We start from the raw sequence: 544 nt of genomic DNA on the forward strand, positions 1-544 counted from the left end.
TTGTGACGTGCAAGTAAGTGGTTTTGATTGATTCAAGATAAACAGATTTGAAATGAGAGAATCCTACGTTATTCGGGCGTCTAATTCAATATGAACAGAGCTAGATTATCATTATAAATCAATATCTTGTATCTGTCATACAAAAGCTGGAGCTGCTAATACAGCACTGATGCGACTCAAGCTTTGTTTCAAACATGCTGCGGCGTTGGGTGTGGATGTTGATTTACAGGCAGTAGAAAAAGCAAGGGCTCTCTTAAGGAGGGATAGTGTAGTGTTATTAGGATTTATAAAGCGAAAAGGCAGCATATTGTTGCTGCCTTTTTTGTTGATGCATAGAAAAGAAATACGCTGTTTTGACAGTTTTGTTTTAAAACTGATAGCGTATTCCTCCTGAAAAGCTTGCACCAGATATACCAGTTTTCTGAAGCTTTTGTTGATAACTTACATCACCATGAAGGGAGAAATTATGAGACAGTTGCGCATTGATGCCAACGCCGCCTTCAATTGCAGGTCCCATAGGATCAAGGTCAAAGTTTCTACCAAT

At 38.8% G+C, this 544-nt stretch carries 1 protein-coding gene and 1 pseudogene; one reads left to right on the plus strand and one right to left on the minus strand.

Features of this window, described 5'->3' with window-relative positions:
- Nucleotides 1-130 precede the first annotated feature (130 nt).
- Nucleotides 131-256, plus strand: a pseudogene (locus ACFINY_RS09970) (integrase); the annotation flags it as partial.
- 111 nt (nt 257-367) lie between these two features.
- Here ACFINY_RS09970 and ACFINY_RS09975 read toward each other — a convergent pair.
- The coding region (locus tag ACFINY_RS09975) for an autotransporter outer membrane beta-barrel domain-containing protein (protein WP_375701087.1) at nt 368-544 on the minus strand (177 nt) is incomplete at its 5' end.

It is taken from the genome of Bartonella sp. AA23NXGY (assembly GCF_042197165.1).
In the GTDB taxonomy this organism is placed as follows: Bacteria; Pseudomonadota; Alphaproteobacteria; order Rhizobiales; family Rhizobiaceae; genus Bartonella.